Annotated in this window: 27 protein-coding genes and 1 riboswitch; of the genes, 11 read left to right on the top strand and 16 right to left on the bottom strand. The window is 39.0% G+C overall.

Features of this window, described 5'->3' with window-relative positions:
* The first annotated feature begins 62 nt into the window (after nt 1-62).
* Complete coding sequence (locus IPZ59_RS11975; RefSeq protein ID WP_236136282.1) at nt 63-656, top strand: hypothetical protein; 594 nt, start codon at nt 63-65, stop codon at nt 654-656.
* Here the strand turns inward: IPZ59_RS11975 and IPZ59_RS11970 are convergent.
* The 3 genes from IPZ59_RS11970 to IPZ59_RS11960 all read right to left on the bottom strand — a co-directional run bounded on the left by IPZ59_RS11970 (nt 653) and on the right by IPZ59_RS11960 (nt 1,904).
* Nucleotides 653-1,021, bottom strand: a complete 369-nt coding sequence (locus tag IPZ59_RS11970; protein WP_236136281.1) for a DUF2237 family protein — start codon at nt 1,019-1,021, stop codon at nt 653-655. The genes IPZ59_RS11975 and IPZ59_RS11970 overlap by 4 nt on opposite strands.
* A gap of 114 nt (nt 1,022-1,135) precedes the next feature.
* Entirely contained in the window at nt 1,136-1,522 is a 387-nt protein-coding gene (locus IPZ59_RS11965; RefSeq protein ID WP_236136280.1) for a DoxX family protein, read from the bottom strand.
* 1 nt (nt 1,523) lies between these two features.
* The gene (locus IPZ59_RS11960; protein WP_236136279.1) at nt 1,524-1,904 is read right to left on the bottom strand and encodes an alkyl hydroperoxide reductase; all 381 of its coding nucleotides are present in this window, start codon (nt 1,902-1,904) and stop codon (nt 1,524-1,526) included.
* A 161-nt stretch (nt 1,905-2,065) separates the two neighbouring features.
* Between IPZ59_RS11960 and IPZ59_RS11955 the strand changes: the two genes are divergently transcribed.
* Complete coding sequence (locus tag IPZ59_RS11955; RefSeq protein ID WP_236136278.1) at nt 2,066-3,472, top strand: alkaline phosphatase; 1,407 nt, start codon at nt 2,066-2,068, stop codon at nt 3,470-3,472.
* A 7-nt stretch (nt 3,473-3,479) separates the two neighbouring features.
* Here the strand turns inward: IPZ59_RS11955 and IPZ59_RS11950 are convergent, their stop codons facing one another.
* On the bottom strand, nt 3,480-3,884 hold the full coding sequence (locus tag IPZ59_RS11950; RefSeq protein WP_236136277.1) for a DUF983 domain-containing protein: 405 nt from the start codon (nt 3,882-3,884) through the stop codon (nt 3,480-3,482).
* A gap of 107 nt (nt 3,885-3,991) precedes the next feature.
* Here IPZ59_RS11950 and IPZ59_RS11945 point away from each other — a divergent pair, with 107 nt between their 5' ends.
* Both IPZ59_RS11945 and IPZ59_RS11940 read left to right on the top strand, forming a co-directional pair.
* The gene (locus tag IPZ59_RS11945) at nt 3,992-4,387 is read left to right on the top strand and encodes a hypothetical protein (protein WP_236136276.1); all 396 of its coding nucleotides are present in this window, start codon (nt 3,992-3,994) and stop codon (nt 4,385-4,387) included.
* A 115-nt stretch (nt 4,388-4,502) separates the two neighbouring features.
* On the top strand, nt 4,503-5,414 hold the full coding sequence (locus tag IPZ59_RS11940; protein ID WP_394800710.1) for an HAEPLYID family protein: 912 nt from the start codon (nt 4,503-4,505) through the stop codon (nt 5,412-5,414).
* A gap of 96 nt (nt 5,415-5,510) precedes the next feature.
* Here the strand turns inward: IPZ59_RS11940 and IPZ59_RS11935 are convergent, their stop codons facing one another.
* The 11 genes from IPZ59_RS11935 to IPZ59_RS11885 all read right to left on the bottom strand — a co-directional run bounded on the left by IPZ59_RS11935 (nt 5,511) and on the right by IPZ59_RS11885 (nt 13,087).
* Entirely contained in the window at nt 5,511-5,750 is a 240-nt protein-coding gene (locus IPZ59_RS11935) for a hypothetical protein (protein WP_236136275.1), read from the bottom strand.
* Complete coding sequence (locus tag IPZ59_RS11930; RefSeq protein WP_236136274.1) at nt 5,750-6,178, bottom strand: hypothetical protein; 429 nt, start codon at nt 6,176-6,178, stop codon at nt 5,750-5,752. Before IPZ59_RS11930 ends, IPZ59_RS11935 begins: the two co-directional genes overlap by 1 nt.
* On the bottom strand, nt 6,171-6,662 hold the full coding sequence (locus IPZ59_RS11925) for a DUF4920 domain-containing protein (RefSeq protein ID WP_236136273.1): 492 nt from the start codon (nt 6,660-6,662) through the stop codon (nt 6,171-6,173). Before IPZ59_RS11925 ends, IPZ59_RS11930 begins: the two co-directional genes overlap by 8 nt.
* A 64-nt stretch (nt 6,663-6,726) precedes the next feature.
* Entirely contained in the window at nt 6,727-7,296 is a 570-nt protein-coding gene (gene msrA / locus IPZ59_RS11920; RefSeq protein ID WP_236136272.1) for a peptide-methionine (S)-S-oxide reductase MsrA, read from the bottom strand.
* A gap of 115 nt (nt 7,297-7,411) precedes the next feature.
* Nucleotides 7,412-7,678, bottom strand: a complete 267-nt coding sequence (locus IPZ59_RS11915; protein WP_236136271.1) for a DUF3253 domain-containing protein — start codon at nt 7,676-7,678, stop codon at nt 7,412-7,414.
* A gap of 4 nt (nt 7,679-7,682) precedes the next feature.
* The gene (locus IPZ59_RS11910; protein ID WP_236136270.1) at nt 7,683-8,231 is read right to left on the bottom strand and encodes a class I SAM-dependent methyltransferase; all 549 of its coding nucleotides are present in this window, start codon (nt 8,229-8,231) and stop codon (nt 7,683-7,685) included.
* Nucleotides 8,232-8,310: 79 nt separating this feature from the next.
* Entirely contained in the window at nt 8,311-8,667 is a 357-nt protein-coding gene (locus tag IPZ59_RS11905; protein WP_236136269.1) for a response regulator transcription factor, read from the bottom strand.
* Nucleotides 8,668-8,796: 129 nt separating this feature from the next.
* Nucleotides 8,797-10,077: a YaiO family outer membrane beta-barrel protein gene (locus tag IPZ59_RS11900; protein WP_236136268.1), complete on the bottom strand. Its 1,281-nt coding sequence runs from the start codon at nt 10,075-10,077 to the stop codon at nt 8,797-8,799.
* Nucleotides 10,052-11,515: a glycosyltransferase family 2 protein gene (locus IPZ59_RS11895; protein WP_236136267.1), complete on the bottom strand. Its 1,464-nt coding sequence runs from the start codon at nt 11,513-11,515 to the stop codon at nt 10,052-10,054. The genes IPZ59_RS11900 and IPZ59_RS11895 overlap by 26 nt, the downstream gene beginning before the upstream one ends.
* On the bottom strand, nt 11,512-12,654 hold the full coding sequence (locus IPZ59_RS11890; protein ID WP_236136266.1) for a HEAT repeat domain-containing protein: 1,143 nt from the start codon (nt 12,652-12,654) through the stop codon (nt 11,512-11,514). Before IPZ59_RS11890 ends, IPZ59_RS11895 begins: the two co-directional genes overlap by 4 nt.
* A 70-nt stretch (nt 12,655-12,724) precedes the next feature.
* Nucleotides 12,725-13,087: a response regulator transcription factor gene (locus IPZ59_RS11885; protein WP_236136265.1), complete on the bottom strand. Its 363-nt coding sequence runs from the start codon at nt 13,085-13,087 to the stop codon at nt 12,725-12,727.
* A 246-nt stretch (nt 13,088-13,333) separates the two neighbouring features.
* Between IPZ59_RS11885 and IPZ59_RS11880 the strand changes: the two genes are divergently transcribed.
* The 7 genes from IPZ59_RS11880 to IPZ59_RS11850 all read left to right on the top strand — a co-directional run bounded on the left by IPZ59_RS11880 (nt 13,334) and on the right by IPZ59_RS11850 (nt 22,366).
* Entirely contained in the window at nt 13,334-15,037 is a 1,704-nt protein-coding gene (locus IPZ59_RS11880) for an amidohydrolase family protein (RefSeq protein WP_236136264.1), read from the top strand.
* Between the two features lie 12 nt (nt 15,038-15,049).
* Nucleotides 15,050-16,429 carry an amidohydrolase family protein gene (locus tag IPZ59_RS11875; RefSeq protein ID WP_236136263.1) on the top strand — a complete coding sequence of 460 codons (1,380 nt, stop codon included), beginning with the start codon at nt 15,050-15,052 and terminating at the stop codon, nt 16,427-16,429.
* Nucleotides 16,430-16,452: 23 nt separating this feature from the next.
* A complete protein-coding gene (locus IPZ59_RS11870) occupies nt 16,453-17,748 on the top strand; it encodes an amidohydrolase family protein (protein ID WP_236136262.1) in 1,296 nt (431 codons plus the stop codon).
* A 76-nt stretch (nt 17,749-17,824) separates the two neighbouring features.
* The gene (locus IPZ59_RS11865; RefSeq protein ID WP_236136261.1) at nt 17,825-18,145 is read left to right on the top strand and encodes a YbjQ family protein; all 321 of its coding nucleotides are present in this window, start codon (nt 17,825-17,827) and stop codon (nt 18,143-18,145) included.
* 206 nt (nt 18,146-18,351) lie between these two features.
* Nucleotides 18,352-20,253 carry a fumarate reductase/succinate dehydrogenase flavoprotein subunit gene (locus tag IPZ59_RS11860; protein ID WP_236136260.1) on the top strand — a complete coding sequence of 634 codons (1,902 nt, stop codon included), beginning with the start codon at nt 18,352-18,354 and terminating at the stop codon, nt 20,251-20,253.
* 2 nt (nt 20,254-20,255) lie between these two features.
* The gene (locus IPZ59_RS11855; protein WP_236139808.1) at nt 20,256-20,987 is read left to right on the top strand and encodes a succinate dehydrogenase/fumarate reductase iron-sulfur subunit; all 732 of its coding nucleotides are present in this window, start codon (nt 20,256-20,258) and stop codon (nt 20,985-20,987) included.
* 76 nt (nt 20,988-21,063) lie between these two features.
* Nucleotides 21,064-21,173: riboswitch (SAM riboswitch) on the top strand.
* Between the two features lie 137 nt (nt 21,174-21,310).
* The gene (locus IPZ59_RS11850) at nt 21,311-22,366 is read left to right on the top strand and encodes a homoserine O-acetyltransferase family protein (protein WP_236136259.1); all 1,056 of its coding nucleotides are present in this window, start codon (nt 21,311-21,313) and stop codon (nt 22,364-22,366) included.
* Nucleotides 22,367-22,369: 3 nt separating this feature from the next.
* Here the strand turns inward: IPZ59_RS11850 and IPZ59_RS11845 are convergent, their stop codons facing one another.
* A complete protein-coding gene (locus IPZ59_RS11845) occupies nt 22,370-23,488 on the bottom strand; it encodes a DUF4221 family protein (RefSeq protein WP_236136258.1) in 1,119 nt (372 codons plus the stop codon).
* Between the last annotated feature and the right edge of the window lie 36 nt (nt 23,489-23,524).

Genomic DNA, 23,524 nt, shown 5'->3' with positions numbered 1-23,524 from the left:
TTGGGTTGAACAAATGGATAATTGTCTGTAAATTAAACAATTGAAGACAAATACTTTAGAACATGCATTATTTGACTCATTCATCTTCTCCACTTTGGAAAATTTGCTGCTTGCTAGTATTCATGTTGAGTGCATGGGCATGTACAGTAAGTTTAGAGTTTGATGTAGAGGGTTGCCCAAGTATCAAGAGAGTCAATGCAGTGGGAATTGAACAAATATTCTTCTCCCCATTTTCCAACCAACAGCCTGCCAATAGTGATGACACAGTGGCCATTCATGAGTTTCGCTTGAATTTTGAATTGACATTTGAGTCATTTCAACAAGCTCAATTGACACCTTGGCTACCTGGTATTGCCTTCGCTATAGAAGACTGCGAACCAAGATACAGCATTCAGAACATCAGTAATATCATGATTATCCTCAATGAACCCTTTCATGGATTATCAATAGGTACAGATGTAGCTTTTTTATTGAGTACAAATGAAGATGTTCAACTCAATAGGTTACGAGATTTCAGTAATAGCCGGCAGTTTTTTACATTTAGGCTAAACCAATCTATTCAAGGCCCCCAACAACTAAATGCCAATTTGATTGTTTCACTTCGCAATGGTAGCACTTTAAACAGCTCCTTTATCAGTCCTATGATTAAAAATTAACTCTCCTCTACAACTGAATATTTCACCAGTTCTTCCAAAGAAATGTATTGTAATGTTTTTTCATGAGTAGCTTCCAATACAACTTTGGGAGCTAGACCCTCACGATACGCCTCCATCCATCGAGAAGCACATAAGCACCAACGATCTCCAGCTTTTAAGCCTGGAAAAGCCCACTCCGGACGAGGTGTGATCAAATCATTGCCTCTAGGTAAACTAAATTGTAAAAATTCATTGGTCATAATTGCACATACAGTGTGCGTACCAAGATCTTCCTCTCCCGTCTCACAACATCCATTTCTGTAATAACCCGTAAGAGGAGCCATACTACATACAATCAATTTTTCTCCAAATACATTTAAAGCCATAATTTTTTTCTTTCTAAGTAAGGTATCAATTCTTTACATCTGCCCATAAAAAGTGTGTCTATTTATGGTCAATTTTCCTTTATTTTCTAAAACACCAACAACTGACCTCTTAGCTTAATTCGAAATAGTAAACCTCGAATCTTTAACCACCCAAGCCCAATAAATCAACAAGGGGTGGATAACTACTAATCGTACCCATGCTACCCATTCAGGGACACATAACCCATCACCCACGCAAGAGCCGATATGAATGAAATACACATGGGAAGGAATAAATAGGATCATCAATGCGAGAATCAACCATGCTGCGTACTTTCTACTTCGTTCAATACATACACCAATGCTCGCAATCACTTCCAAAGCGCCTGAAATGAAGTTCAAAAATTGAGGATATGGCAAATAATCCGGAATGAGCGGCAGATAAAATTCAGGATTAACAAAGTGATTGATTCCTGCTAGGAGGAAAAACCCACCCAAACTATAGACGATTAGCTTTTTCATTTTATGCGGAAAATCTATGCTGATGATAAGCAGCTTTTAAGATCAAGAAAAAAGGAACCCACCAAATAAGATCATTGGTGATCAACATATATCCAAATGCACCAGGTGCATCTCCAGTAAGGTAATTAAAAACAAAGCCCAAAGGCCCAAAAATTTTCCCCAAAAAACCTACTGCGACAATAGGCCAGTGCTTGATGGGATTATAGCTTGCCCACCAATACCCAAGACCATACACTCCAATAACCATGCCCATACCCTGCCATACCATTGGGTGATTGAGAGGTTCCATTCCAACCAAATAAAAGAACTGTTGGGGAAACAAGACCACCCAAGCGCCCCAAATAATATTATAAATAGCTGCTAATTGTAAGGTGATTTTCATAAACCGATAAACAGGAATCTCTACCAATTAGTTTTGTTTTTGGATAGTTAATAAAAATGTAACATGACAAACCAAGTAAACTAACCCATATGTTGTACTTTGCACTGATAATTAAACCTGCAAGGTTGCAAGGATCGAATAGCATATAAACGATAGATCAGATGAAAAGAAGAGAGTTTTTTAGAAAAGGCGTCTTAAGTACTATAGGATTAGGAGCATTAGGAACTAGTTTTCATGCGTTAGGTTCCATTAAAAATGATCCAAAGCGCCTTGCAAAAAATATTATTTTTTTGGTGAGCGATGGAATGAGCACTGGAACATTGGCCATGACAGACATCTTGCTTCAGAATAAAGAAGGAAGAAGTAGCGAATGGATTAAACTATACGAGGAGAATAAAGTAAGAAGGGCGTTGATGGAGACCGCATCTGCAAATTCATATATCACAGATTCAGCTGCCGCAGGTTCTGCTTGGGGCGGTGGTATGCGGGTAAAAAATGGAGCATTAAATGTTGGTCCAAATGGCGAAAAACCTGTACCAATCCTTCAAAAATTTAAATCGGAAGGAAAATCCGTCGGTTGTGTGACAAGTGTGCAGATTACGCATGCAACACCAGCATCCTTTTGTGTCAATAATTCGAGCAGAAATGCAATGCCTGTCATCGCTGAAAATTATCTTGAATTGAAATTTGACTGCATGCTGGGAGGTGGCCTTAATTATTTTGATGCTCAAAAACGAAATGATAAAAAAGATTTAATTTCTGCCTACAAGGAAGCAGGCTTTGATTTTGTGAAATCCAAAGAAGAGTTATTTGCCCTCAATGGATCAAAACCCATCATGGGGGTGTTTGCGGAGGAAGGTCTACCCTATGCCATTGATCGCGAAAACAATTCAGCAGTTAAAGCTAGCACTCCTTCCCTATCAGAAATGACAGAGACAGCCCTTCAACACTTAAGCAAAAACCCTCAGGGTTTTGTTTTGCAAGTAGAAGGCGGAAAAGTAGACTGGGCAGCTCATGCTAACGATACAGCTGCTCTCTTATATGATCAAGTCGATTTTGATGAAGCTGTAAAAGTAGCAATGGAATTTGCTCAAAAAAATGAGGAAACATTGGTTATTATCACCACTGATCACGGCAATAGCAACCCTGGATTGTTCTACGGCAATCAGGCAAATAGAAATTTTGAAAAACTATTTGCTACTAAAGCATCGAATGAGTGGATTCTCAATCAAATAACTCCCGAATTTTCTACTCGCCAGCTCATTGATTTCGTACAATCACATCAAAACTATGTGATTTCGGAGGAAGATGCTACAACCATCATCCAAGGATTTACCCTAGGAGAAGATGGCCTATACAATACCAATAGACTTCCTGTTGCAAGTTATGCCAAAATACAATCTACTTATACCTCTGTGCAATGGGCAGGAACTAATCACTCGGCAGACCATGTAGAATTAGCTATGTTTGGACCAGGAAGTGAGCTTCTGAAAGGTTTTGTCAGAAACTTTGAGCTTCACAATTTCATGCTGCACGTTGCTGGTATGCCGCAGAGATGGATGGTTTAAATTTGTCCTATTTCTCAGACAAAGACTTCTTATTCTTCCACTGAGGATCATAAGAAAGTTTACTTACTCCATAGAGATAAAGTATTTTTGAATACCTTAACATTAATGGTAAGAGAAGTGCATTACTTATCACAATTGGAATCAAATAAAATGATACTGGAGATCTTCCAAACAATACATTGATTGCAACAAAAATAGTGACCATTAGAGCTACAGAAAAAGCATAGCTTATATACATAGCCCCATAAAAAAAATCTGGCTCAGGTGTCAAAACAGCCTTACAAGTTGGACATTGATGATGTACATTTGTTAATTTCGAATAACTATACAAAGAAGATGGAAATACGTCACCTTCTCTGCAATGAGGGCATTTGCCTGTAAGCATTGCCTTACTTAAACTCACTTCTTTCATAAATTTTAATATAATACAAAATTAAGTAAAAACTATTGCAACATGGTGATTTAAGTCACGTATTAAGACAATGTTCGATTCTTACCTATTTTTACTAATTTTGAACAATGATTAGAAAAATAAGAAATCATATAATTTGTAAAGTGTTTATTTTGTTGACCTTGGTCAATTTTATAAATCTTTCTGCTGATTTCTATACTTCTGATTCTCTTACGAAGAAGAGACACACGTTTGACCCGATTGATACCCTTGCGGAATTAGTTATCGAGTATTTCTTAGATATGGACGACGAAATTATCCCTGATACAGAAGTCCCGCAAGAGCAAAGAAAATTTAAAGATCTCAAACTTTATCATCAAACATTTGAAATTATCCAATTATTAGACATTACATCTTTTGAACAAAAACTTTTTAGTTTTTATTTCAATCTTTTTGAAAGTATCAAATTGGATATCCACTCCCCTCCTCCAAAGCTAATTTTTTTAAAGCTTATTTTATTCTGATCACAAAAAAATCTTTTAATACCTCCAAAGAACCTCTCAATCACAAGAGTTGGTTGGTATGATTCATTAAAAGCTCCCAAAATTTAAAAAGAGCTTGATAAAAATTAGTTGAAAAATGAAAATTAAAGTTATCACCACTGTATTGGTAATGGTGTGTTTGACTGTCACCAAAGTTGTAAGTCAAAATGATCATATACTAATTGATAGTACAAAAATAGAGCGAATGCTCTTAGATAGTTTATTTATTGCTGAAATTGAGCAACCCAAAGGAAATTTAAAACCTAAAGTCCTACATGCAGAACCACTCTACATTGATTTAATTAGAGATTTGGGAGCGAGAAGAGGGGAACGGGAATGGAACCTAGGTGTTGGGATGACCGATCGCAGGGGATATGACGAATATGAGGGACTCATCGAATATGAATGGGCTCCGATTGACCGACTGGGTTTCGAAATTGAGGTGCCTGTTACGCTCTATTCTTGGAGAAATAGTCTTAACTCAGACATTCCTCGACCTGCCAACCGTATTGAATCAATTAAGCTTGCCACACAATGGTCCTTTCTAGTGTCGGAAAAAGCAAAAACTACGCTAGCCCTTGGCTATATCCACGAATTTGAATTTGTGGATTTACATAAACTTGGACGCGATGGAGAGTTATTCAAGGGAAATATTTACAATCCTTTTTTTATAGCTGCCAAAAGATGGGGTAGTAATTACCATACCTTGATATATACCGGTCCTAGGATAGAAAAACTATTTGACCAGCGCAGAGAAATTGCCTATGAAATCCATACCAATTTTCACTACATGATTACTGGTACCCGTAATTTTATCGGGGTTGAAATCAATAAAGAGATTCATAATGGTAAACTGGAAACTGTTCTTAGACCACAAATGCGTGTCGGATTAGCCGAAAATCTTATGATTGGCATCGTGACTGGGATTCCCGTGGGAAATAGAGAAAATATGGGCTTAAGTTCATTTATGCGAATTATTTATGAACCGCATTTTAAAACTTTCAATTGACCTGAATTCTGCCTGCTAGTATCTGGGATCTTATAAAAAAGCCCGATTTCTTACATGAGAATCGGGCTTTTTTACTCTATAAGAGTAGATAGATTTTCAAAACTGCTTAGGAACTATCCCTCTACCAAACATGTCATTGACTTCATCCAAATCATAATCTTTACCTTTCCCCCAACGAAGGAGTTCATCAAAGGTGTAAATTTCAGTGGTATCCAAATCTTTCACCTTAAAGTCTGATCCTGACAGCTTTGCTAATACTTCTAATTTTCTCTTTTCTCCATTATTGGTAAAGCTATAGACCCTTCCAACTCTGAGACTATCCAGTGACATGGCCATTATAAAGGGAGATTTAATAGGTTGATTCGTTTGATAGGTCCAGGGCAATACTGTTGATGACAAGCCAAACAAGTTTCTACTAACATTTTATAGTTTGAAATCAGCTCCTCCTGACTACTATTTTCCATGTATTTTAAGCTTTCTAAGTAGGCTTTCCCCATCAGCTCGAACGTAGCTGTCTTAACAGCCGGATTGGTAGGCCTTGCGGTCAAGAGTTCTTGATGCTGGGCAACATATCCTTTGATTGCCTCTCCTTTTTCTACTGCATGTTTGATTTCTTCCATATCCTCAAACATGGAGCGCATCAACAATGCCAAGGGAGCATCTTCATTGGGATATTTTGTGCTTAGTACTTTCTGTTCTCCTTTTTGTGAACATCCCAAAAGTATAATGAAAGCTACCGCTAATGGAACAAAAGATTTATGCATTTTCTTGGATAATTACTCCAACTGCTTCAAATGCATATTCCACCTTAGGGTTGGTAATTGCATCTATTTCTTCTTGAGACTTACCTGCATCTTCAGCATAATGCTTGAGAGTTGCTACATCTGTAAACTTTTTAGATGCAACACCTTCGATGATAACTGGATATCCATGAGCATTTTTAGGAACAAAAAAACCATAATCTTTAAAGGTTACCCGCATCGTTTCTCCGTTTGGCAGATCTATTGTCATCCAACACCCCTTCATAGAACATACATCCTTTATTTCCCCGATTACCTTCCCTTCAAATTCACCCGAATCTTCTAAGGTAGTCACTAAGCTTTCAAGTGTAAGAGCCCCTGATTCGGATATTTTATCTCCAAACATACCTACAGGCAGTTCCTCTTTTCCTTCTTCTTCAACAGTTTTGGTTTCGGACTGACAAGCTAGCAAGCTTAGGCCCAAAAGAATGCTAAGTAATTTTTTCATAGTATGTGCTTTTTTCAATCAAAACTACTGACTGATTCCAAATAAAGCAATGAAATACAATAGACTATTTTAACTTTTCGGCAAAAGCGGCTCGGAATTTCTCAACCTTAGGTCGAATGACAAATTGACAATAGGGTTGCATGCCATTATCTTTAAAGTAATTTTGGTGATAATCCTCTGCCACAAAGAAATTTGAAAAAGGAGTAATTTCAGTAACTATCGGCCTATTGAATGCCCCAGATTCATTAAGCCTTTTTTTGTAAAACTCTGCTTTTTCCTGCTGTTCTTTGTTATGAAAGAACACTGCAGAACGATATTGAGGACCCACATCTGCACCTTGTCGATTCAAAGTAGTAGGGTCATGTGTTGACCAAAATATTTCCAATACATCCTCAAAACTAAGGACATTAGGATCATAAAAGAATTGAATTACCTCAGCATGACCGGTGGTACCTGTTGTAATCTGTCTGTAACTGGGATTATTTACATGGCCACCACTGTAACCTGACTTCACTTGAGTTACACCTTTTAGGTCTTGGTAAATGGCCTCAATGCACCAAAAACATCCGGAGCCTAAAGTTGCCACCTCCATATTTTCAGGGACTTCAACACTTGTTTTAGGTAAATCTTGCATAGATTTTTGTTGTTTGCTTACTTACTGACCACATGTAATAGAAATCAGCATACTTAGAGAAATAAAGAGTAGAGAGAATTTCATACAGGAAAAACTCTAAAACCGCTCTATAAGTTTATTTTTTTCTTGAAATCCTAACTGGACCTTTTGGTTCAGTCGATGGATCAATGGCATTGCCTTTTTGTGTAACGAGTATTAAGCCCTCCCGATACATTTCCATCATCTCCTCTCTTACATCTTGCATAAACAACTCCCAATCCTGTGGAAAAATCCAACGTACAACTTCCGATGGACAAAAAGACCGGTCGTGACGCATCCGAATCATTTCAAAAATTGCTTGACGAAGAGGATTAGGTTCTATGCTTTGATTCAATTGTTTCAAAATTTCATTTTTTGCAAATCATAACAAATACAGGCGGAAAGTTTGTTAATGTAAAATGGATAGTCATATGCTTAAAAAACTTTCTAAATTCAAACCTTAATAAATACGAATAGCAAATTTGAATCATAGCTCCATTCGAGCTCAACGCATCCAGACTATGCTGATAAATGGCGTCTTTTTCTTCTTTTTCAATTAAACTAAAAGGAAGAGAAGAAAAAATTAAATCAGCTTTACGACCTTGTAGATAGTTGCTAACATTTGCAGCCGAATCGCAAATTACATGAATATTGCTTTGGCTAAATTCCTCATTCAAATTATCACAGAAAAACTTATTGACTTCAAAGATAAATAACTCAGTGCCTGGTACCATTCTTTCAACAATCCCCCTTGAAATACTTCCATCTCCTCCTCCCATTTCAACAATTACTTTTGCCTCTTTGAAATTGGCATAAGAAAGCATTTTTTTAACTAATCTCTTAGAGCTAAAAGAAATAGCTCCCGTCGTTGATATATTTGCATATAACTCTTTCAATAAAGCGGTTTTATTACTCATATTTTTTGACTACTGAAGTTAGTTTAGGCAAGGATTTCGCTACTAGCCAGATCTCTGCAAAGCTTATTATACAACAAAACTAAATAAACCTTTTAATCCTTAGCACTAGCTCATTGGGATTGAAAGGTTTAGTAATAAAATCACTGGCACCCAGTTTAAATGCTTGCTGTACAGAGCTTTCTTCATCACCTAAAGCAGAAAAAACCAAGACAGGGGTATCAGGATAATTTTTTTTAACCCAATAGGTCACTTCAAGGCCAGACTTAAAAGGCACCATCAAATCTGTTAGAACCAAATCAGGCTTCACTTCTTCAAAAGCTTTCAAAGCATGATCTCCATCTCGGGATATATACACTTGGTATCCCTCTTTTTTGAGTTTGAAATCGACCATCTTTAGTATCAGCTCATCATCCTCGATCACCAGTATTTTCTTCATTATTCTTAGGGAGACGACTAAATTATGCTAGAGCAAACAAGTTTGACCTCTACATTCTTAAACTTAAATTACAAATTTAAAAGAATAATCCAATCAGTAACCGTTTATCGGCAGTGATTTAGTAAGATGTTAGAATTTGTAATTAATTGTCACAGAAAATTCAAACTCCTGCTGTGTTCTTCCTGGAAAAAATTCCTGATAGTTATACGTAGCCTGTACACCGGCAACAAAGGTATTAGCAAGCAAACGATGATAGCCTACTCCTGCTCGATAAGAATCCAATGCAAGACGATTTTCAAACTGTCCAAGTGTAGGCCTCTCATCCGGAGAGGTCCCATATCCTAAAATTACCGTAGCAAAATCAAAACGACTATCGATAAAGTACCTGTAAACCAATGTGAATGCTGGATAAAAATCCTCCTCTTCATTTTGAATAAATGCCCTCAGGTTTAACCAACTGGATCCAATGTATTTTCCTCCACCCAATACTACCGAACGGAAATTCCTCCTACCCTCTGGAGGGTTGACGCTATTGTACCGCAGGCCCGCTTCCCATTCCCAACCTTTATCCAAATTCTGGAAAAAAGAATAGGAATAACGTTGTTCCGGGAACACCAAAGATGAACTAAATGCTACGCCAGCGTAAGAATAAGAACGTTTACCAGTGAAGAAATAGGATTCAAGTTCATACTGCACACCTGAATCAATGGATTGACCTGCACTCAGACGATTAGCATAATTGACCCTTCCTATAAAAGAACCCCATCGCCTTTCTCGAATGTACTGAGCACCTACCAAATGCCAAGGCCCTACACCATCACGATCAAATGCAGTAATGGAATAATTAATACCAACCCGTTGATTGTCTAATCTCAATTCCAAATTATTCAACTGTTGACGCAAATCGGAATCTTCTGGAAATCGCTGTACAAGTGTCTTCAGGTAATCAAATTCTGTACGGATATCATCATCCAAACGGATCAATCCGAGCTTTAACCTGTAAAATTGTCCCTTTTCTGGAAATTGTTGAATGGCTTGATCAACCACCTTCAGACCAGCTTCCATTTCCCCTTCTTCCAATTCTAACCCAACAAGGTAGGTATAGGCATCCTCATATGCCGTACTTTTTTTCAAGACATAATTGAGAAAATAACGAGCACTATCTGCCTGTCCTGTAAATCGATAAAGTCTTCCCAATAACAAATGAAAATCCAAATAATCAGGAGCTAAAGAAGCACCTTGTCTTGCCATAGCAATTGCTTTTGGATAATCCTTCTCTTGGTTGGTTACTTGGATTGCTGCAATCAAAAGACTGTCCGTATCCACTTGCTCTTGTTGGCCATGTGCACCCACAATAAACACCAAACCCAATGACAGGGAAATACTAAGTTTTAGAAATATGCGTTTCATCCAATGTCTTTTTTTTAGCTGTAGTAAACCCTTGTCTTTGCATGTTGCCCCACTTCTGTTCTTTGTTGGTCAAGAAATGGAAATATCCCTTCATCGCTGCATACACATTGAAAGGGTGGTAAGCTATTGGCTCCAATATTGCTTTCCAAACTAACTGAAACACTTCTCTTTTCCGACTGTAATGACCATAAAACACCTCATCCCACAATACAGATAAAAGTGTTACAGTCAGATAAAAGAGATAAACAACCCCTGTTGCTTTTACAAAATAAGGAGTATTCACATCAATTAAGAAGAAGCTTAAAATCAACACTGTTAAGCCCAATACTTCCAATATCGGCACCAAAAACTCGTATAACCAAAAATAGGGTAGAATTAAAAAAGCTGTTTTTCCATATTTTCGCTTAAATAACATGTCTTTGTGAAGGTATAAGGTTTGAATCAAGCCCCTTGCCCAACGTACCCGTTGCCGAATCAGTACCTCCCGTGTAGCAGGCACCTCTGTCCAACACAAGGATTCCGGAATGTAGGTGATTTTGAAAGGCAGTTGATTATCATACATGTGTTTCCGCATTCGTGTGATCAATTCCATGTCCTCACCAAGGGATTTATGCCAATAGCCTCCTGCTTTGATTGCAATTTCTTTGTCAAATAAACCAAGCCCACCGGACACCAACAAAAGTCCATTAATTTCATTCCAGGCCATCCTTCCCATTAGAAAAGCACGAATATATTCCAACTCTTGAAAAGAGGCCCACCAATTTTGAGGAAAACGGATTTTCATCATAAACCCATCCTTGACTTCGCAGGAATTGGACGCACGGATCGCTGCACCCGAAGCAATAGTCCTACTTTTAGAGGTCATAAATGGTTTTGCCAATTTCATGATGGTATCGCTTCTCAGAATACAATCTACGTCAGTACACAAAAACAATGGATGCTTGGCTGAATTGATACCAGCATTGGAAGCATCAGCCTTACTTTTTCCATTTTCTTTATCCACTACCAGCAATTTTGAGTACACTGGATTGGTAGATTTATAATGTCCTCTAACAGGGCGAGTGGGAATTTTCTCCTCATAATAAAAATTAACCTTTACCAACTCAAATTCCCTGATCAACTTATCTAACGTATCATCTGTGCTTCCATCATTGATAATGACCACTTCAAAATTAGGATAGTTAAGTGAAAGGAGTGAACGAACATTATAAATTATATTCAGCCCTTCATTAAAAGCAGGAGCTACAATAGATACGCCTACCAAATTGTTGGACTTCACCAATACTTCATCTTTAATAGTGTACTTGGCATTATTATATCGCTTAATTGCCAAAAAAGAACCAACTGCCATGGCCACATACACTAATATGTAAATACTGGCATATCCTGTGATAAAAAGCTCAAAAAACTTTAAGAATATTTCGAAAATCTCTCTCATTGGGTCAAGTAAGGGTCTAATACATGTGCTTTGGCTGCTTGCAAATACTCGTTGGGTTCAAAACTACGCTCCTTAAAATCCATATCCAAAGACGAAAGAGCATACATGGCAGCAATGACAACTTCAGATGTCTGCGGGCGTTGAATTAATTCTAACAAAAATGACACCGCATCCTCACTTCCAATTTCACCGAGTGTTTTGATAATTTCCAATTGATTCTCCTCTATCTCCTGCGCAAATATGCGTCTAAGTGTTGGTTCTGTCTCCACCAAAAACAATCGCCTGCATGCCTGAATAGCAGCCAATCGAACTTTTGGATTTTCTGCTTCAAGAATCTTCACAATCCCATCCGCACAACTCAAGTCATTGTAATACACAATCAGTTTAACTGCAAAAATCAACTGACTGGGCTCTTGAAAATTTAACCAAGAAGCTAAATTTGAAGGCTTTTTGATTTTCTTTCGCTGAATAATCTCCAAGATATTTAAGCCCTCAACCAAACTAATGGTTTCAGAATATTCTTCCAAGACAGTTAAAGGCCCATCATCGGCCAAGGATATATAAGTGATTAAGGCAGAAGATCGGAGATTAGGATTCTTAGAGGCAATCAGTTTTTTAACCATTGACAATTTTCCTCCATACTTTAGCTCTCTCCAATAATATAAACCCTTTGTTTTATAGAACCAAAATGGAGACTTTACCAACGCTAAGGTGTAATCCTGCAAGCCTAATTTGAAGTAAATAGAGAGCAACTTAGATTTTACCTCTCCCTTGAAATTTCTGTCCAAATCAATAATGTTTTGAATCAATAAATCTCTACACCAATTTTGATTGATCGGTACTTTTTTCTTGAACTTGTTGATTTGCTCATCATAGCCTTTCTCTGATTGATCATCAGAAAAAATAAGCTCTGATAAAAAATTGTTGATTTTGTTTTGTAGGATCTTTCGACGACTTCCTGAGCGGAATTTTCTTGATCTGACAATATATAATTGAAAGAGCAAGTACATTACTGAAAGTAGTAAAACAACTAAAGCGACATTCAGCACGTGAGATAAATATGCACCATCCCGAAAACGGATGAAATCATCTACTAAACTGAATGTCGCTAAGATATAAGCGGACGAATAAGTCATCATAATCTACTGGGATAGCCTTCAATTGTCCTAATATATATAGATAAAGACAACAATCTCCCAAAACTTTTATTTAATCCCTCATTAATCGCTTAACACGAACAGATAATTCATTGGGATTAAATGGCTTAGGTATAAAATCCGCAGCTCCTAATTCAAATGCTTTAATTACAGTCCCTTCTTCTTCACCCAGTGAACTTAATACTATCACTGGGATTTTTGGGTTAATTTTCTTGGAATAGTTCAGAATTTCTATTCCATCTTTATGAGGCATCATTACATCTGTAATGATTAGGTCATGTATTCCTTGCTCTATAGCAGAAAAACCAGTTAGACCATCGTCAACAGTTGTAACATTGTATCCTTCTTTATTCAACCTGAAGCGCACCAAGCTCGAAATAAGCTTATCATCTTCTATTATTAGTACGTTTTTCATGGCTTCTATCGTTTAAGTCTTGTTCTATGATCTAAAGGTAAATAAGAAAAAAACAAAAAACAATGCAATTAAAACGAAGAAAATTAAAATTATTTTTGGTAAAAATACAAATAACCTAATTTGTATTACATGTTGAATTATTTGCCGTTCCTCAAATAATGCGTCAAAAAAAATAAAAAAATTTTTTTACTCTTCTTTTCCGAAGTAGATTTCAGATACCAAAAACAATTAAACCACCAATTTCTGATGATATCCCAATCAAATTCAATCAAAAATTTAGGGTTGATTATTTTATTGCTTTTCTTCCAGGTAGCTGTAGTATTCGCTCAAAGTGATCCTACGGCGCAGAAGAGAGTTAGTGGCACTTATGTCATTCAAAATATCAACCTGATCGCTTCCCCGGGAAGCACTCCCCTACAAACCTCTATCGTCATCAAAGATGGCCTAATAGTAGAAGTCGGTTCGGCAGCCAAAGTACCCCTAGAAGCTCAAATTATCAAAGGAGATTCGCTCTATGCCTATCCTGCGTTTATTGATGCTTTCTCAACGGTAGGTGTTACAAGACCAGCAGATCCTGAAAGACCGGCCAACTTCATTCCTTCTCAGCCATCGGATGAAATCGCAGGTATCACTCCATGGAGACAGGTATTGGACTATTATGATGCCTCCAACAATAGCATCAATGATTGGAGAAAACTTGGGTTTGCGATCGCCCATGTTGGCCCCGAAGGTGGGATGATTCCAGGAAAAACCGCAATAGTAACGTATGGTGGACCTAATTCTACCAATATTATTACTAGAAATACTGCACTAATTGCCAAACTCAGGAATTCGGGAGGTGGACGAAGTCTATATCCTGGCACTACACTCGGTGTGATGGCGAAATTTAGAGACGTATATAAGAATACTGAACTTTCTGCCAAACATGACCAAGTGTTTGCATCAACCTCTGGAATTAATCGGCCTGAGAGAAATAAGACCTACGAAGCGATGTATCCGGTAATCAACAAGCAAATCCCGGTACTTTTTGAAGTGAACAACGATTTAGATGCACGAAGAGCATTGATGCTTCAAAAAGAGCTAGGTTTCAAATTGGGATTGGTCGGTCTTCAAGAGTCTGACAATTTAATCGACGAAATCAAACGAACTGGTAGCATGGCTATTTTAAGCTTAAAATTACCAGATAATGCCGCTTCCAAAGCAAAAAAAGATGAATTGACTGAAGAAGGAAAAGAGCGATTAACAAGAGTTGAAGATGCTTATCAGCGAGCGTTAGGTCAAGCAGCTTCTTTTGAGAAGGAAGGAGTTCCTTTCGCATTTGCAAGTGTTGGAATAAGACCCAATGATTTTATGAAAAATCTAGAGCTTATGATCAAAGCTGGTCTTTCTGAAAAAGCTGCCTTAGCTGCTCTCACTACCAATCCCGCTTCTATGTTGGGAATTTCTAGATTTGCAGGAACTGTGGAAAAAGGTAAACTAGCCAATCTTATCCTTTCCACAGGTCCATTGTTTACGGAAAATACGCAAATCAAACATGTCATAGCAGACGGGTTTATTTTTAATTATGAAATCAAAACCACCAAAAAGGAATCGAATGGAAATGGTGGTACTGGCTCTGCTGATTTATCAGGTTCATGGGAGTATATTTCTGAAACACCTGCAGGAAGTGGCAGTGGCATGATGGAGATTAAAAAAGAAGGCTCTTCCTATGTAGGTACTATCACTTATGATAGTCCAACGGGCGGAGGTAAGGACACCGCTGAAATGAAAAATATTACTTTCTCTAATAACGAATTAAAATTCTCTTTTGGAGTGTCGGCAGCGGGGATGAGTTTAGATGTCAATGTCAGCGGGCTGGTGGATGGAAGTAATTACTCCGGTAGTTTATCTATTGCTGATTTTGGAAGCTTTCCGTTAACAGCTACAAAAAAACCTAACCAACTCAATTAAGCATTCATGACTATGAAAAAGATATTTCAAGCATTCTTGATCAGTCTCTTACCCATGAGCTGGTCAGTAGCACAAACACCCACAGGCTCAGTCCTTATTAAAAATGCCCATGTCCTTACAGTTACCCAAGGAGATTTGGAAAATACCGATGTCTTGGTGGAAAATGGAGTCATAAAAAAAATCGGGAAAAATCTGTCAGCAACAAATATTGAAGTCATTGATGCATCTGGCTTGTATCTCATGCCTGGCATAATTGATGCGCATTCTCACGTGGCTTTGGATGCCGTAAATGAAGCGACTGCTCCTATTACATCTGAGGTAAAAATGGCAGATGTAGTCAATCCGTATGACATTGGATTGTATCGAGCCCTCGCTGGTGGAGTCACTATCTCTCATGCCATGCATGGTTCTGCCAATGCAATTGGCGGACAAAACATTACGCTTAAGCATCGCTATGGCTCAGGTAATCCAGAAGATCTTTTTATGAAAGAAGCTCCAAGAACGATTAAGTTTGCTCTAGGAGAAAACCCAACCAGAGTTCATGGTAGGGGCAATGGTATCCAACCACGCACACGAATGGGTGTAGATGCAGTTATTCGAAACGGTTTCAATGAAGCTATCCAATACAAAAAATCATGGGAGGATTACAATAAGGCATTGAAAGTAAAAGGTGCCTCACCTGTACCACCGAAATATAACGAGCGCCTACAAACCCTTGCTGATATTCTAGATGGAGATATCATCATTCACTGTCACTCATACAGAGCAGATGAGATCTATGCATTAATCAATACCTGTAGAGAGTTTGGTGTTACAAATATTGTATTTTCCCATGTGAATGAAGGATTCAAAGTAGCCCCCGAGTTAGCAGCTTATACCATGGGAGCTTCTGTATTTGCAGACTGGTGGGCTTATAAATTTGAGGTATACTATTCTACTGCATACAATGCAGCCATTTTGACTAGAAATAATGTAATTACTTCTATCAACTCAGATTCTGGAGAGTTAATCAGACACTTGTACCACGAAGCAGGAAAGGCACAACGCTACGGTGAATTGACAGATGAAGAAACTCTCGCATTGATTACTATCAATCCTGCTAAACAATTGGGGATCGCTGATAAAGTGGGTTCTATAGAAGAAGGCAAACAAGCGGATTTGGTACTCTTTAATGAACACCCACTGTCCGTATATGCCATTCCTCAAATGACTTTTGTAGATGGTGTCAAATACTTCGATATCAAGGCAGATGACAACGATATGCGCTTGCGTGTAAGTGCTTCTGAAATCGTTGAACCTATCTTCCTAAAAGAGCATGATCACCGTTGTATGCATGGTGTAGATTTCTTCTTCACCAATTTTGGTAGAAACCTATTTAACCATTCACATTAATGCAATTCCCAAACACAAGAAAAATGAAAAAGTTACTATACATAGCACTCAGTTTGGTTTTGCTTCCGTTTATGGGATTTGCTCAATTTGACGGAGAGTTTGTCAAACCAAAAAATGGTCGTTTTTTATTACAAAATGCAACCATTATAACCGTGACCAATGGCACCATTCAAAACGGAAGTGTATTGTTGGCAGATGGTAAAATACAAGCCATAGGGCAACAAGTTAACCCCGGCGATGCGGAAGTCATTGATTGCACAGGTCTATTTATTTATCCAGGCCTGATCGATGGAGGTAGTAGATTAGGGCTAGTAGAAGTAGGCTCATTGGCCGAAACTCAAGATTATGCCGAAATAGGTTCTGTAACACCTAACATGGAGGCTCTAGTGGCTGTCAATCCTAACTCCGTAGCAATTCCTGTAACGCGGGTTTCCGGTGTAACCACTACACTCACCATGCCCTCTGGAGGTTTATTCCCCGGGACAGCCGCTTTGATTAACTTAAATGGATATACACCAGATCAAATGTTTGCCGGCTTCAAAGGCGTGGTAATGAACTTTCCTTCTTCCGCAAGAAGAAGTACTTGGGATAGAAGAAGTGATGACGATATCAAAAAAGAATTTGACAAAGCGCAGGAAACCTTAAATGAGATTTGGGAAAAGGCCACTACCTACCATCGCTTGAAAACTGCTGGCGCTACCTTAGAATACTACCCCGAAATGGAACAGCTTTCAAAAGTAGTAGCAGGAGAGCTACCTTTATTGGTGGAAGTAAATGCTGCTGCTGACATATTAAAGGCTATTGATTGGATAACATCTAAAGAAGTAAAAGCCATCTTGACAGGCGTAGCAGAAGGCTGGAGAGTAGCAGACAAAATAGCTGCTGCAAAGTTACCAGTAGTAACTGGCCCCATGCTATCTATCCCAACCAGACAATCAGACAGATACGACGCCGCTTACACTAACCCGGGCAAAATGGCCAAAGCAGGTGTAAAAGTTGCCATCAGAGCCAATGATGCCGAAAATACCAGAAATCTTCCATTCAATGCAGGATTTGCCGCTGCTTATGGCATGGGTAAAGAAGAAGCTTTGAAAGCAGTGACTATCTACCCTGCTGAAATTTTTGGAGTTGCCGACAGATTGGGTTCATTGGAGGTAGGAAAGGATGCCACGCTATTGGTTGCAACCGGCGATCCATTTGAAACCCGTACGCAAATCAGACATGTGTTTATCGACGGCTACAGAGTCCCAATGAGCAACAGACACATTAAATTATATCAGGAGTTCTTGGAGCGCTCGCCTGGTTTGGAGAAGAATTAAATCAATTTTAACAATAAAGCGGTGAAGAAATTCATCGCTTTTTTTTTATCTTCGACTAATCAAAAAACTCACACTCATGATTGTATCTACTACACCTTCTTTAGAAGGTTATGCTATTACAGAATACCTTGGAATTGTTTCTGGTGAAACCATTATTGGTGCTAATGTATTTAAGGATTTCTTTGCAAGTATCACAGATATCGTAGGTGGACGCGCAGGTGCTTATGAACGCGTACTCAGAGAGGCTAAAACCACCGCCATGGCTGAAATGCAAATGCAAGCCCGAGCCTTTGGTGCCAATGCGATTGTAGGCATAGACTTGGACTATGAAACCATACGAGACGGAATGCTAATGGTAACAGCCGCCGGAACAGCCGTAAAAATCACAAAATTATAGTAGCACACAACAATTCTACCTGAATTGACCTTTAACGTATCAATTTATTTGATAGCAACACAGTACCCTCAAGCATACCATAATTAACTCTAACTTGTGTATCGAACCAACAAAAAACTACTCATAGTCCCGAGTAGTTTTTTTGTGTCTCAATTTTCAAATTCCTTACTTTTTCACTAAATTAGTAGACTAACATTTTTCTTTATATGATGAATCCAAGAATTCCAGAGGGGCCTTTAGATAAAAAATGGGAATGGTACATTGCAAAAGCCCGTCTGATCAATCCAGCCAACCGCAGGAAATATAAAGTAATTGTCGTAGGGACAGGCTTGGCAGGTAGTGCCATTGCTGCAAGTATGGCAGAACTCGGTTTTCAATGTGAGGTATTTACCTATCATGAAAGCCCCCGTAGAGCCCATAGTGTAGCAGCTCAAGGAGGCATCAATGCTGCTAAAGGTTACAAAAATGACGGGGACAGTGTGTGGCGTATGTTTTACGACACCCTCAAAGGAGGTGATTTTCGGTCGAGGGAAGCCAATGTTTTCCGAATGGCAGAGTGCTCCATGGCCTTGATAGACCAAGCCGTAGCACAAGGAGTACCTTTTGCGAGGGAATATGGAGGCTATCTAAGCAACAGATCTTTTGGAGGAGTGCAAGTTAGCCGTACATTCTACGCTCGAGGTCAGACTGGACAGCAATTGCTGCAAGGGGCCTACCAAGCCTTGATGCGACAAGTTGCATTACAGCAAGTTCAACTGAATACCTGTCATGAAATGATGGATTTGGTCTTGGAGAATGGAAAAGCTAAAGGAATTATTGCTAGAAATTTGGAAACTGGAGAGCTCAGTACTCATCAAGCAGATGCCGTGATTTTAGCAACCGGAGGATATGGCAAGATTTACTACCTTTCTACACTTGCAATGAATTGTAATGGCTCAGCCATCTGGAGAGCGCATAGAAAAGGGGCTTATTTTGCTGCTCCAAGTTGGACACAATTTCATCCTACTTCCCTACCTCAACTGGGAAATCATCAATCCAAATTGACCTTGATGTCGGAGTCTCTTCGCAATGATGGAAGAATCTGGGTACCGCTCAAAGCCCACGATACAAGAGCTCCTCAAGATATACCAGAAGAAGAAAGGGATTATTACCTTGAACGAAAGTATCCTTCCTATGGAAACCTTGCTCCCAGAGACATTTCCTCCCGTGCTGCAAAAGAGCAAATTGATGCAGGTAAAGGAGTAGGACCCATGAAAAATGCTGTGTACTTGGATTTCCAGACAGCTATTCAACGAGATGGAAAAGAAACCATCCAAAAACGCTATGGCAATCTATTCGATATGTATGAAAAGATTACGGGGGTCAACACTTATAGCTCCCCCATGCTGATATCACCGTCCGCTCATTTCTCGATGGGAGGATTATGGGTAGATTACGAATTACAAAGCACCATCCCGGGTTTATTTGTTCTAGGAGAAGCAAATTTTGCAGATCATGGAGCCAATAGGCTAGGTGCCAACTCCCTGCTACAAGCATGTGTGGATGGGTATTTTATTGCTCCGCATACAGTCATGAATTACCTAGCAGGGGAAAAGCCTTCCGAAACTCCACATCATGAATTTGGCACTATCGAACGCTTAGAAACCGAAAAACGAATCCAACGATTGCTTCAGATCGGCGGTAATAAAACTGCCGAACAATTCCACAGAGCATTAGGAACCATCCTTACCAAAGAATGTGGGCTAGCTCGTGAAAAATCCGTCATGGAAGCAGGACTTGAAAAAATCAAAGCCCTGCAACAAGAATTCTACACCCATTTAAAAGTCCCCGGTAATGCCAAACAATTGAACATGGAATTGGAAAAAGCCGCCCGAGTTGAAGACTATTTAGAACTTGCTCAGTTAATCTTCCACGATGCTTTGCAACGCGAGGAATCCTGTGGCGCACACTTTAGAGTAGAACATCAAACTCCCGGAGGAGAAGCCAAAAGGGATGATTTAAACTATCAATTTGTATCTGCATGGGAATATGCAGATGGCAACTTTAAACTCCACAAGGAAGACTTACATTTTGAATTTATCAAACCACAAGAACGTACCTACACCTGATGATGAAACTAACATTAAAAATATGGAGACAAGCATCCAATGTATCCAAAGGATCATTTGAAACGTATGAGTTGATTGATTTACATCCAGAGATGTCAGTACCAGAGATGTTGGATGTGTTAAATGAGCAGCTCATTTTGGAAGGCAAGGAACCTGTAGCATTTGACTCAGATTGTAGAGAAGGTATCTGTGGACAATGTGGCTTTGTTATCAATGGAAATATTCATAGCCCGGAAAAAGGTGTGACTACTTGTCAAACCCATTTGAGAAGTTTTAAAAGTGGAGAAACTTTAGTCATCGAGCCTTTCCGTGCCAAAGCCTTCCCCATCAAAAAAGACCTTTGTATAGACCGGAGAGCTTTTGATCGTATCATCATGGCCGGTGGCTACATCAGTGTCAATACAGGGCAAGCTCCTGAAGCTAACAGTACCCGAATCTCACATGAATTAGCCGAAGAAGCTTTTGACTCAGCTGCATGTATCGGTTGTGGTGCTTGTGTAGCTATGTGTAAAAATGCCAGTGCAGCTCTCTTTACAGGGGCCAAAATCAGTCATTTAGCCATGTTGCCACAAGGAAGTGTAGAAGCTGGTAAGCGCGTCAAATCCATGGTAGCTCAAATGGATGCGGAAGGCTTTGGCTCTTGCACCATGACCAAAGCCTGTGAAGCAGTCTGTCCACAAGGGATTTCTGTTGCGAATATCGTACGGATGAATTCAGAATATTGGAAAGCTTAAAAAAATATTTAGTAATCGTTGGATAATCCAAATTCCAACTATTACTTTGCAGTATCCTTTCACTTTTTAGTGCTTGGATTTATATAGAAGAGGCGAGAGACAGGCTCTGAGACCCTCTGGCAACCATCCGTGTGGAAAGGTGCCAATTCCTGCCGATTGGAATATCTCCCTTCGGAACTATAAATTCAACAGTTATGATACGTATACCCATACAGCATTAACACATCTTATTCAAAAGCAAACGATTAATCCTATTCGTTTCTTCCATTGGCTTTGGGCCAATCGCATTTACTTGTGTTACATCTTCTTAGTTTACCTTTCCCATGAATTTGATCAGCAGTTATTATACCATCGATATGAGTCAAGATACCTTTATCCATCGTGAATCCTTTACACTAGAATCCGGAGAAGTTTTACCCGAATTTGAGTTATCCTATACGACCATGGGTAATCTCAATGCTTCCAAAGACAATGTGATATGGGTTATCCATGCATTAACAGGCGATGCAAAGGTATCAGATTGGTGGAGTGGACTCATCGGTGAGGACCGCTTCTATGATCCATCCAAGCATTTTATTATCTGTGCTAATTTATTGGGTTCCAGTTATGGCAGTACCTCTCCCCTTTCAGTGAACCCAATTACCGGAGATTTCTATTATTATGACTTCCCGCATGTCACACCCCGAGATATGGCGAATTCTTTGGACTTGCTGAGACAACATCTTGAAATTGAGAGCATAGACACCATTATTGGTGGTTCCTTGGGAGGTCAAGTAGGATTGGAATGGTCATATCTCCTCCAAGATCGAGTTAGACACAGCATTATCATAGCATCTAATGCCAAAGCTACGCCATGGATACGGGGCTTTAACGAAACGCAGCGAATGGCCATCGCTTCTGATTGTACCTGGGGCGAACGGCAGCCAAATGCTGGCAAAGAAGGCCTCAAGACAGCACGCGCCATAGCCATGCTTTCCTATCGGCATCCCAAAGATTTTGAACTCAAACAAGAAGATCAAGAAGAAAAACTGGACAACTACCGCATCTCCTCTTACCTCCAATACCAAGGTCAGAAACTTTCCCAGCGCTTCAATGCTTTTTCTTACTGGGCCTTGAGCAAATCGATGGACTCCCATGACTTGGGAAGAAAAAGAGGCGGACTGACATTAGCCTTACAACAAATACCTAGCAAGGTTTTGGCCATTGGGGTGGATACCGATATGCTGTTTTTAAAGGAAGAATCCCAATTCATTGCTAAGAATGTACCCAAAGGAACCTATCGGGAAATTAGCTCTCATTTGGGACATGATGCATTTCTTATAGAATATGAACAAATGAGTTATATTCTCAGTAGTTTCTATTTAGAAGATACGCTTTGAGGGTTACTTGGTAATCAAAAGCTCGAAGACCAATACGCCCTCTTCTATATCCGCTCGGTTGGGATGTGTCGTGCAAACCCACATTCCTGCCAGATCGGAATAAAGTAATTGAGGATTGTAGGAATTTGAAGGAAACAAGAATTCACCTTGCTTTTCATAGGTAGAGTTCACCAAAATCATTCCCCATTTGGAAGGAATAAATTCCATTCCAAAAACCTCTTCTTCAGGTTTTTCCTCAAACTTTACAATTCTAGCAAGCAATTGCTGTTTTGGTAATGGAAAGAGCTCCCAATAAGCATCTGAATAATTTAACAACCGCATAATTTCATCCATATCTTCAAAAATATCTTTTGAAGAGGAAGGAGGCATAGGGGAAAATTGACTAAAAGAAACTTCTTTTTGCAGCAATTCTCCTTCTTGGAAGGCCCAAATATCCTTAAAATTGTGATTGATGATTACTGCACCATTCAGTCCTCTAAATAAGGTAGGCATGATATTTTTATTCAGGTTAGTTCCTAAAAAATCGGTAGAGTAAGTGGAAACAACACTGATTTCATTCGATTCCAAATCCAAACGAAGCAAATTAGGTGTTTTTTGAATTTCTTCTACACTTAAGGTATTCCAAGCAAATGTCAACGGTGCCGCAGGAAAGTAAATACTAGATTCCTCCACAATAAAATTAAAATTCAAAAGTGAAACATTTTGAGCCAAAAGCCTCTCAGTGGGTATAGAAACCCGTTGAAGAATAGTGCCTTCTGCATCGAATTGAATTAGTTTATCGCCAAAAGTCGAAACCCAAAATGACTCATCATACCCCCATTGAATATCCTGTCTAGGTCCGTCTAAACCATCTGGACCATCTTCTTCTAACTTGATAACCAAAGGAGATGCATCCTCAATGTCCTTATAAATGGCAATTTCCGAAGTAGGATTGTTAATCACTAAGATGTTGCCAGCGGGCGACACCCTCCATCCAAGATTAAACTGTCCCCAACCTTCTGGTAACTGGAGCTGCTTGGTTTGTCCTGTCAATTCAAAAATGAGCGCATCGATTTTGTCGGATTTAGTACCACAGGATAGCAGCAGCAATCCAATTACAGCGAAGAAAAAGTGTCGAATCATCGTTTTTAATTTAAATTTAAAAATTAAGTTTCAACT

The sequence above is a fragment of the Mongoliitalea daihaiensis genome (assembly GCF_021596945.1).
GTDB lineage: Bacteria > Bacteroidota > Bacteroidia > Cytophagales > Cyclobacteriaceae > Mongoliitalea > Mongoliitalea daihaiensis.
The sequence above is the reverse complement of the archived record's forward strand: the minus strand, read 5'-3'. Positions and strand labels throughout refer to the sequence as shown.